The 9668-nt window shown below is 58.4% G+C and carries 8 protein-coding genes; 5 read left to right on the plus strand and 3 right to left on the minus strand.

Features of this window, described 5'->3' with window-relative positions; translation table 11 throughout:
* Positions 1 to 16: 16 nt before the first annotated feature.
* Positions 17 to 1006: a sterol desaturase family protein gene (locus ACR0JE_RS19075; protein ID WP_480865271.1), complete on the plus strand. Its 990-nt coding sequence runs from the start codon at positions 17 to 19 to the stop codon at positions 1004 to 1006.
* On the opposite strand, the gene ACR0JE_RS19080 is transcribed toward ACR0JE_RS19075, so the two are convergent.
* The gene (locus tag ACR0JE_RS19080) at positions 1003 to 1944 is read right to left on the minus strand and encodes a GlxA family transcriptional regulator (RefSeq protein ID WP_480865273.1); all 942 of its coding nucleotides are present in this window, start codon (positions 1942 to 1944) and stop codon (positions 1003 to 1005) included. The genes ACR0JE_RS19075 and ACR0JE_RS19080 overlap by 4 nt on opposite strands.
* A 77-nt stretch (positions 1945 to 2021) precedes the next feature.
* Between ACR0JE_RS19080 and ACR0JE_RS19085 the strand changes: the two genes are divergently transcribed.
* Genes ACR0JE_RS19085 through ACR0JE_RS19095 form a run of 3 tightly spaced genes read left to right on the plus strand, consistent with a single transcriptional unit; the run spans position 2022 to position 5970 of the window.
* Positions 2022 to 3182 (plus strand): acyl-CoA dehydrogenase family protein, encoded by a 1161-nt coding sequence (locus ACR0JE_RS19085; protein ID WP_480865274.1) that lies wholly within the window; start codon positions 2022 to 2024, stop codon positions 3180 to 3182.
* Positions 3179 to 5194: an acetate--CoA ligase family protein gene (locus ACR0JE_RS19090; RefSeq protein ID WP_480865275.1), complete on the plus strand. Its 2016-nt coding sequence runs from the start codon at positions 3179 to 3181 to the stop codon at positions 5192 to 5194. Before ACR0JE_RS19085 ends, ACR0JE_RS19090 begins: the two co-directional genes overlap by 4 nt.
* Positions 5191 to 5970 (plus strand): carnitinyl-CoA dehydratase, encoded by a 780-nt coding sequence (locus ACR0JE_RS19095; RefSeq protein ID WP_480865276.1) that lies wholly within the window; start codon positions 5191 to 5193, stop codon positions 5968 to 5970. The genes ACR0JE_RS19090 and ACR0JE_RS19095 overlap by 4 nt, the downstream gene beginning before the upstream one ends.
* Before the next feature lie 67 nt (positions 5971 to 6037).
* Here the strand turns inward: ACR0JE_RS19095 and ACR0JE_RS19100 are convergent, their stop codons facing one another.
* Positions 6038 to 6670: a class I SAM-dependent DNA methyltransferase gene (locus ACR0JE_RS19100; RefSeq protein WP_480865281.1), complete on the minus strand. Its 633-nt coding sequence runs from the start codon at positions 6668 to 6670 to the stop codon at positions 6038 to 6040.
* A gap of 87 nt (positions 6671 to 6757) precedes the next feature.
* Here ACR0JE_RS19100 and ACR0JE_RS19105 point away from each other — a divergent pair, with 87 nt between their 5' ends.
* Positions 6758 to 7603, plus strand: coding sequence for an SDR family oxidoreductase (locus ACR0JE_RS19105; RefSeq protein ID WP_480865278.1), 846 nt, complete (start codon positions 6758 to 6760; stop codon positions 7601 to 7603).
* 6 nt (positions 7604 to 7609) lie between these two features.
* Here ACR0JE_RS19105 and ACR0JE_RS19110 read toward each other — a convergent pair whose 3' ends face one another.
* Entirely contained in the window at positions 7610 to 9229 is a 1620-nt protein-coding gene (locus tag ACR0JE_RS19110; RefSeq protein ID WP_480865279.1) for a GMC family oxidoreductase, read from the minus strand.
* Positions 9230 to 9668: the final 439 nt, after the last annotated feature.

The raw sequence follows: 9668 nt of genomic DNA on the forward strand, positions 1-9668 counted from the left end.
TACCGGAGTGACTGCCATGACCGACACCGCTCAGGACCCCGAAGCCGCCCGCTGGAATTACCACCCCGAAGGTCCGGTGGGATTGAACCCGCTGTTCAATTGGCCACCGCGCCCGGGTGCCGTGCTGAAATGGTACAGGGGGGCGTGGTTGCAGATCACGGCGTTGACCCTGTGTATGGGCTTGGCCATCACAGCCTATGTGCTGTTTTTTCCCGGTTTAGAGTCTATGCGAAACTTTTCGGCCGGTTGGATGTTCCGTATCTGGCTGTTGAACATGGTGCCTCAAATCCTGGTCGCTGGTGGCCTGCATTGGTGGCTGTACATGCGCAAAGGGCAGGGCATGTACAAAAAATTCGACCGCCGCGATCTGACCCGCGACAACGGAAACTTCACCTTCCGCAATCAAGTTCTGGATAATATCTGGTGGACGCTGGGCAGCGCGATGACTGTGGCGACCGTCTATCAATGGGTGATCTACTGGGCGATGGCCAACGGGTATGTCCCGACCGTGACCTGGGCCGCTGCACCGGTTTGGTTCGTTCTATGGATGCTGTTTATCCCGATGTGGTCGGGTCTGCACTTCTATTGGGTGCATCGGCTTGAGCATCACCCGAAACTCTACAAACACGTCCACGCGGTGCATCATCGCAACGTGAATATCGGTCCGTGGTCAGGGATCTCGAACCATTGGTTTGAGAACCTCCTGTATTTCACCACCTACTTCATCCACCTGATCGTGCCGTCACACCCGATGCACCTGCTGTTCCACACGTATTTTCAGCAGATCAGCCCGGTCCTGTCCCATTCCGGGTTCGAAAAACTCAAGGCGGGGGATACGGAGGCCGCGCGCGCCGGGGATTTTTTCCACCAGCTGCACCACCGGTATTTCGAGTGCAACTATGGCACTTCGGAAATCCCGTTCGACAAGTGGTTTGGCACCTATCACGACGGATCAGCCGAGGCGACAACCCGCACGCGGGCTTACAAAAAACAGATGTATACCTAGCGCGCCCTTAGCGCGCGCGGGGCCAGCCCGAATTCGGTTCTGAACGCGCGGGTCAGGGCGCTGGGGTCTTCGTAGCCAGCGCGCAAGGCGATCTCGGCAATACTCAGGTCTGTCTCGGACACCAGTTTGCGGGCCAGGTTTAACCGCAGCCGTCGATAGACCTGTGCAGGCCCTGCACCTAACTCGGATTGCATCCGCCGGGAAAGCGCCTTGTGAGATCGGCCAACGCGCCGGGCGATCTCGGATATCGGAAGGGGTGTTTCCAGATGTTCCTGCATCAGCGCCAGTGCCTTGTTCACATATCCGCTGGTCGCACCTGCGCCACCCGTATGGGATCTGGCAGAATCGCGGGTCATGAACAGCTGCGCTACTTCCAGCGCCAATGCCTGCCCCTGTGCCTGTCCGATCAGGTGCAAAACCAGATCAAACGCTGCCATCGCGCCAGAACATGTGATGCGATCCCGATCAATCACGAACCGCTCGCGCACCGCATCAACATCCGGGAAACGCTCAGTAAAGCCTGTCAGTTCTTCCCAGTGAATTGTCGCGCGATACCCATCCAGAAGACCCGCCAGCGCCAGCAACCAGCTGCCGGTATCGAGCCCTGCCAATGTCTCAAAACGTGGCGCGGCCGATCTGAGACCCGAGAGGGTTTGCCAACCGCTATGAGCCTGAAACCCGTAAGACGGCATCACCATCAAAATGTCGCCACTTGCAGATTGCAGTGTGCCATGCGGCGCGACCTCCAAACCTGATGACGAAGTCACCGGCCCATCACTCAGCGACAGGAACGTCCAATGGTAAAGAATTCGCCCCGATAGCATGTTTGCGGCCCGCAGCGGCTCAACCGTGTTGGCCAGGCAATGGTTTGAAAACCCGTCGAACAGAAGTACACCAATTTGCTGCGGTGCGGCAGCGGATTTAGTCCAAACTCGCATGATAAATGGCTATCTCTGCATGATCTGATTTTCAAGCCCGGTCACCATATGCGCAGGCTCAGATGTGGAGAATTCAGATGCAATATGGTCTGTCCGACGAACAGGAAATGATCGCCTCGACCGTGCGCAGCTTTGTCGAGAACGAAATTTACCCGCATGAAGAGCTGGTCGAACGCACCGGCGAAGTCCCGCATGAGATCGCGGAAGAGATCAAACGCAAGACCCTCGAGTTGGGCTTTTACGCCTGCAACTTTCCCGAAAGCGTCGGCTGTGCGGGTTTGAACCATCTTGAATTCGCGCTGGTCGAACGGGAACTGGGCCGCGGGTCGATGGCGTTGAACCATTTCTTCGGACGTCCGCAGAACATCCTGATGGCCTGCGAGGGTGAACAGGTCGAACGGTACCTGATGCCAGCCGTACGGGGTGAGCGGATGGATGCGTTGGCCATGACTGAGCCCGGCGCGGGATCGGATGTGCGCGGGATGAAATGTGCCGCCGTTCGGGATGGCGGGGATTGGGTGGTCAACGGGACCAAGCATTTCATCTCGGGCGCCGAGCACGCGGATTTCATCATCGTCTTCATCGCGACGGGTGAGGATCAGACGCCGAAAGGGCCGAAAAAGCGCATCACCGCGTTTTTGGTGGATCGCGGCACACCGGGTTTCACCATCCGCGATGGGTACAAATCGGTCAGCCATCGCGGCTACAAGAACATGGTTCTGGATTTCGATGATTGTCGCTTGCCCGACAGCCAGGTTCTGGGCGAGGTTGATGGCGGGTTCGAGGTGATGAACACCTGGCTTTATGCCACCCGGATCACCGTGGCCGCGATGTCAGTCGGGCGCGCACGGCGAGCCTTTGACTATGCGCTGGACTATGCGGCCACGCGCGAGCAGTTTGGCCAGAAGATTGGAAAGTTTCAGGGTGTATCCTTCCAGATCGCCGACATGATCACCGAAATCGACGCGGCGGATTTGTTGACCTTGGCGGCGGCGGATCGGCTGGACAAAGGCCTGCCCGCGAACCGAGAGATTGCCTCGGCCAAGCTCTATGCCTCTGAAATGCTGGCACGAGTGACCGATGCAGCCATTCAAGTTCATGGTGGGATGGGATTGATGGATGACTATCCGCTGGAAAGGTTCTGGCGGGATGCGCGGGTCGAACGTATCTGGGATGGCACCAGCGAGATCCAACGTCATATCATCAGCCGGGACTTGCTGAGGGCGCTGGGCGCATGAGGCCCCTGGGGCGTGTTCTGAACCCGTCATCGATGGCCGTGATCGGCGGCGGGGCCTGGTGTGCAGATGTTATCGCTCAGGCCAGAAAGTTCGGGTTCACCGGGGATATCTGGCCCGTTCACCCCAAAGCAGATCAGGTCTCGGGTGAGCGTGCTGTGCCCTCGATTGCGGATTTGCCGCGTCCGCCGGACGTGGCCTTTATTGGCATCAATCGCCATGCCACGATCCCTGTGATTTCAGAACTGTCGGCTGCGGGTGCGGGCGGTGCGGTTTGCTTTGCGTCCGGGTTTACCGAAGCCAAGGCCGAAGATGATCAGGGTGCTGATCTTCAGGCGCAACTGGTCGCGGCGGCGGGTGACATGCCGATCCTTGGGCCGAACTGCTACGGCTTCGTCAACGGGTTGGAACGTGCCGCAATCTGGCCCGATCAGCACGGAATGCGGCCGGTTGACCGAGGTGTGGCGATCCTGACGCAAAGCTCGAACATTGCCATCAATATGACGATGCAGCAACGCGCGCTGCCGCTGGCCTTCATGCTGACTTGCGGGAACCAGGCGCAGACGCATCAGACCGATATCGCGGCGGCCCTTTTGGACGATGACCGTATCACTGCGATTGGTGTTCATATCGAAGGGTTTGGTGATCTGCGGAAATGGGAGGCTTTGGCCGCAAAAGCGCATGAGCGGGGCGTGCCCGTCGTCGCTTTGAAGATGGGCCGGTCGCAACACGCGCAGGCGGCGACGATCTCGCACACGGCCTCACTGGCGGGTGGTGATGCGGGGGCACAGGCGTTTCTGGATCGACTGGGCATTGCGCGGCTTGATGATATCCCCAGTTTTCTGGAATGCCTCAAGCTGTTGCATGTTGCGGGGCGGCTGGACGGAAACGGTTTGGGCATGATCAGCTGTTCCGGGGGCGAAGCCAGCCTGGCCGCTGACATGGCCGAAGGGCGAGATCTGCATTTTCCGCCCCTGACCGATCAACAGCGCACGGACCTGCGTGCCGCTCTGGGCCCCATGGTGGCGCTGGCAAATCCGCTGGATTATCACACCTATATTTGGCGCGATACCGAGGCGATGACCCGCGCTTGGTCGGGGATCACCGGGCCGGACAAGGGCATGACCATGGCCATCGTGGATTATCCGCATACGGATGCGACAGATTGGGTGTGTGCCACGCAGGCCGCGTTGAACTGTGTTGCCGCGACTGGTCGACCGTTTGCTGTGACGGCGACTTTGCCGGAGCTGATGCCTGAACATGTGGCACAGCAATTGTCAGATGGTGGGGTGGTGCCCTTTTCCGGGCTGCATGAGGCATTGTCAGCCGTTGAGGCCGCAGCGCGACCTTTGCCGCCCGCCTCTGATCCCGTGTTGCTGCCTTCAGATACACCCGCAGATCAGGTTCTGAGCGAGGCAGAGGCGAAATCGGCACTTGCGGGTTTTGGCCTGCGCATCCCGCGCAGTTTTGAGATTGCAGCGCAAGACGCAACGCAGATTCCAAACGACCTGCAAGAACCGTTTGCGGTGAAAGGCGTCGGGCTGGCGCATAAGACCGAACATGATGCGGTTCGGCTGAGTGTCACGCGATCTGATCTGGCCGAAACCGCCAGATCGATTGGCACCGAAACGGTACTGATCGAGGAAATGGCAACCGGATCAGTCTCCGAGCTGTTGATCGGTGTGACCCGTGATCCGGCGCATGGCTATGTTTTGACCCTTGGGGCCGGAGGGGTGCTTACGGAAATTCTGCGCGACTCGGTCTCGGTCCTGATCCCGTCTTCTCGGGCTGCTGTTCAGGCGGCGCTGGGCAAGCTGGCCTGTGCACCTTTGTTATCAGGATATCGCGGCAAAGCACCTGCCGACATGGACGCGATTCTGGATGCAGTCGAGGCTGTTCAGAACTATGTCATTGCCAATGCGGCAACAGTCGAAGAAGTTGAGATTAACCCGCTGATCTGCACCGCCGAGGACGCGGTTGCAGTGGATGCGCTGATCCGAAAGGCAAGCCAATGAGTCCGATCAAAACCCGCCGTGATGGCGCAATTCTCGAAGTTACTTTGGACCGGCCCAAAGCCAATGCGATTGATCTGGCCACAAGCCGGATCATGGGCGAAGCGTTTCAGGAATTCCGCGATGATTCCGAGTTGCGTGTGGCGATTCTCACGGGTGGCGGAGAGAAGTTCTTTTGCCCCGGCTGGGACTTGAAAGCGGCCGCTGATGGGGATGAGGTGGATGGCGATTATGGTATCGGCGGGTTTGGAGGGTTGCAGGAGCTGCGCGGTCTGAACAAGCCTGTGATCGCTGCGGTCAATGGTATCGCCTGCGGTGGTGGGCTGGAACTGGCGCTGAGTGCTGACATGATCATCGCAGCAGATCACGCCAGTTTTGCCTTGCCCGAGATACGGTCAGGGACAGTGGCCGATGCGGCCAGCGTCAAGTTGCCTAAGCGCATCCCGTATCATATTGCAATGGAGCTGTTGCTGACCGGGCGCTGGTTCGACGCGGTTGAGGCGCATCGTTGGGGGCTGGTCAACGAAATCGTGCCCGGCGATCAACTGATGGATCGCGCCTGGGAACTTGCGCGGTTGTTGGCCAGCGGTCCACCTCTGGTCTATGCAGCGATCAAGGAGATTGTGCGTGACGCCGAGGATGCGAAGTTCCAGGACGCGATGAACCGGATCACAAAGCGGCAGTTGCCCAGTGTGGATGTGCTCTATGGGTCTGAGGACAATCTGGAGGGCGCGCGCGCCTTTGCTGAAAAGCGCGATCCGGTTTGGAAAGGGCGGTAGGGGGCTCTGCCCCCGGCGCGGCAAGCCGCACCTCTCCCGGGATATTTTTGGCCAGATGAAGAGCGGATCAAATGCGCTCGAACAATGCGATGAAAGCGGTGTCGTCTTTGTTGGGGCCGGCGGCGAGATCGCCGTAGATTTTGACTTCGGGTAGGGAGAGGTTTTGGATCTCACCCTGTTCAAGTTGGCGGAGCGCTTCGGCAAAGCCCAGTTTTTCAAAATGCTTCGTATTAATTGACAGCGCGAATTGAGCGCCCGGACGGGCAACGCGTAGCAAGCTGGGCAGTACCTCGGGGCCGAGGTGCCCATGGGTGAAAGTGCCTGAGGATACGATGCCCGAATAGCTATGGCGCGGCACGGGGATACCGGTGTTGAGGTCGGCCTCGATCGCATCACGGTAGATGTCCTTGCGCATGGCCTGTTCCAGCATTTCTGCGCTGATATCGGTGGCATCGATTGGTCCTACGCCCAAGCGGGTCAGAACTGCTCCGCAAAGGCCGGTTCCTGCGCCCACGTCCAGCACTGGGCCCTGCCCGAAGGCGCCAACAAAGGCGCGGGCGGTGTGGATATGCAGCTGATAATCCTCGCGCATAGCGAAACCGTCATCATAGTCGCCTGCCCATTCGGCGTAGAGACGTTTGTTGTCCTCGGGCGAGGTCAGCGCATAGGCGGCGTGCAGGTCGGGTGTTTTCTTGGTCATGCCGTAATGAAAGGCGCAGGAGGGGATTCGAATCAAGTCGTCCATGAGGTGCTTGCATCCCGGTTCCGTCCAGATCATCTAGGGGGGATGACAGGAACGCTTTTCTCTTTTGGCCACGGCTATTCGGTGCAGGCCCTATCGCGCCGCTTGGCGCCGGATGGGTGGAACATCATCGGGACCACGCGTGACGCCGATGGAATGGCTGCGATCCGAGCGTCTGGGGCCGTGCCCTTGGTCTGGCCCGGAGACTTGCCGGACCTGGACGGTGTGACACATGTTTTGATTTCCACGGCGCCGACCGAAGAGGGTGATCCTGTTCTGGCGGCGTTGAGGGATGAGATCGTGGCGCGGGCGGCTCAGTTCACCTGGGTGGGGTATTTATCTACCACGGCGATTTATGGCGATCATCAGGGCGCTTGGGTGGACGAAGCTACCCCGCCTGCGCCCACGGCGAAGCGGGGCCGCTGGCGTCTGCGGGCCGAGGAGCAATGGAATGCCATTCCAGGGCTGCCCGTTCATATCTTCCGCCTAGCGGGGATCTATGGGCCTGGGCGGGGGCCGTTTTCCAAGCTTAAACGCGGTGGGTTGCGGCGGATCATCAAGCCGGGGCAGGTGTTTTCACGCATCCATGTCGACGACATTGCACAGGTTTTGGCGGCCTCTATGGCGGCACCAAATCCTGGCGCAGTGTACAATGTTTGCGATGACGAGCCGGTTCCGCCGCAGGATGTGATCGGCTACGCGGCGGAGTTGCAGGGTCTGCCCTTGCCGCCAGCCGTGCCCTATGAAGAGGCTGATTTGACCCCGATGGCGCGCAGTTTCTACAATGAGAACAAGCGCGTTCGGAATGATCGGATCAAGGATGAGCTTGGGGTGCAGCTGCTGTACCCCAATTATCGCGTTGGTCTTGAGGCGTTGCTGAAAGAGCAATAGCCCGTTTCATCGCGCCGCCGCTTTGATCATGTCAGCCGCTTTTTCAGCGATCATGATCGTGGGAGCGTTGGTGTTGCCCGATACCAGCGTCGGCATGATCGAGGCATCGACAACTCTTAGTCCGTTGATACCGTGCACCTTAAGCTCGGGGTCGACTACGGCCATATCATCCAGGCCCATTTTGCATGTCCCGACGGGGTGATAGATCGTGTCGGCGCGGGCGCGAATATGCTGTTCCCAATCCGCATCCGTGGTTGCGGTGTCGGTTCCGAACATTTCGGATTTCCTGAACTTGGACAGAGCAGGCGCTTGCATAATCTCGCGCATCATGCGGGCGCCTTTGATCATGGTCTCAAGATCGCGGTCATCGGACAGAAAGCCGGGATCAATGGCGGGGGCGGAAAACGGATCGGCGCTGTGCAGCCCGACCGAGCCGCGGCTGTGTGGGCGCAGCTTGCAGACATGGCAGCTATAGCCGTAGCCATAATGCAGTTTTCTGGCGTGATCATCGACCAGCGCGATGGCGAAATGCAGCTGGATATCGGGGCGGTCGAGATCCGGAGAGGTTTTTAAGAAAGCTCCCCCTTCGGCAAAAGGTGTCGCTGCCATCGACGCACCGGTTTTGCGCCATCGCCAGAGGTGGCCCAACAGGCGCGCTGCACCAACCAGACCCAGACCAAAATTATCGGTGTCCTTGCTTTTGTAAGCCAGAATGAAATCAAGGTGATCCTGCAGGTTCTTGCCTACGCCGGGCAGCGCGTGCCGGACTGGTATTCCGTTTTGGCGCAGCTCATCCTCGGCGCCGATCCCCGAAAGCTGCAACAGTTGCGGCGATTGAAGCGCCCCGGCGCAGATCAGCACTTCTAGTCTGGCAGATACACTAAGATCGGGGCCTTTCGCCTTTTGTTTGTAGATCACACCTGTGGCGCGTTTGCCTTCAAAGGTCAGTTCCCTTGCGTGCGCATAGGTGATCACCGTCAGATTGGGGCGATCCATCACCGGGTGGACATAGGCAGCTGCGGTCGAACAGCGTTCGCCATTTCTGTCCGGATCATGAAACTGGGTGACCTGATACAGGCCCACGCCTTCGTTATTGCCGCGATTGAAATCTTGGGTGCGCCTATGTTGCAGTTGCTCTGCTGCCTCTACAAAGGCATGGGTCACTGGGCGCGGTTCTTTTTGATATGACACCTGCAGCGGGCCTTTGTCGCCATGCACATCATCAGCGCCCTGTTCGTTATTCTCGGACTTTTTGAAGTAGGGCAAGACGCTGTCCCAATCCCAACCGATGCACCCTTGATCGGCCCAGCCATCATAATCCTGTCGCTGCCCCCGAACGTAAAGCATCGCGTTGATGGCACTTGATCCACCCAAGGCCTTGCCGCGCGGCTGATAGCCCCTGCGCCCGTTCAAACCGGGTTGAGGAACTGTCTCGAACGCCCAGTTGCTGATCTTTGGGCGCCCCGGTAACGCGGCAACGATGGCGGCGGGCATTCGAATAATAAGGTGATCGCCCAGCCCCCCAGCTTCGAGCAAGCAAACCGTTTTTTGCGGATCTTCGCTTAGACGGTTGGCAAGGACAGATCCCGCCGAGCCGCCACCGACAATGACATAGTCAAATTCCATATAAGTGCCTTTAACGTTTTGGGAGCGCCGCGTGGTATTTTGGGGGTCAGGGGGAACGGCGCGTGGTAATGAAGCCGACTGTGCCCGAGCGGGATGTAGAAACACAATCGCCAATTTCAGTTCGGACACAGGGTCATTTGAAAAGCGAGGATAGTGTCTGCCTCAGTAGTCGTTAAGCTATAAGAAAAATCTATTGTTGCCATCCAAAAAGAGAACTTATTCTCATGACTTCACTTTGGTATACGAGGCGCGAACTAAGAGAGCAGTGAAGATTCCGCATCATCATTCTGGGCTTAGGCTTGAAAACGATATCGGTGACATCTTTCTGTGATCTTGTTGATTGCAAGTTTTATTGCGCAAAGCCGCAAGTCCTTAGCCAGCATTGGAGATCGATATGGATCGAATTGTAAACCCGAACACGGACGGAAGCCCCGTGATG

Source organism: Ruegeria sp. H3 (assembly GCF_056533095.1).

Excerpts from the sequence above, each read along its gene's own strand:
- ACR0JE_RS19075 (WP_480865271.1), top strand. The coding sequence starts at position 17 with ATGACCGACACCGCTCAGGACCCCGAAGCCGCCCGCTGGAATTACCAC.
- ACR0JE_RS19080 (WP_480865273.1), bottom strand. The coding sequence starts at position 1,944 with ATGCGAGTTTGGACTAAATCCGCTGCCGCACCGCAGCAAATTGGTGTA.
- ACR0JE_RS19085 (WP_480865274.1), top strand. The coding sequence starts at position 2,022 with ATGCAATATGGTCTGTCCGACGAACAGGAAATGATCGCCTCGACCGTG.
- ACR0JE_RS19090 (WP_480865275.1), top strand. The coding sequence starts at position 3,179 with ATGAGGCCCCTGGGGCGTGTTCTGAACCCGTCATCGATGGCCGTGATC.
- ACR0JE_RS19095 (WP_480865276.1), top strand. The coding sequence starts at position 5,191 with ATGAGTCCGATCAAAACCCGCCGTGATGGCGCAATTCTCGAAGTTACT.
- ACR0JE_RS19100 (WP_480865281.1), bottom strand. The coding sequence starts at position 6,670 with ATGACCAAGAAAACACCCGACCTGCACGCCGCCTATGCGCTGACCTCG.
- ACR0JE_RS19105 (WP_480865278.1), top strand. The coding sequence starts at position 6,758 with ATGACAGGAACGCTTTTCTCTTTTGGCCACGGCTATTCGGTGCAGGCC.
- ACR0JE_RS19110 (WP_480865279.1), bottom strand. The coding sequence starts at position 9,229 with ATGGAATTTGACTATGTCATTGTCGGTGGCGGCTCGGCGGGATCTGTC.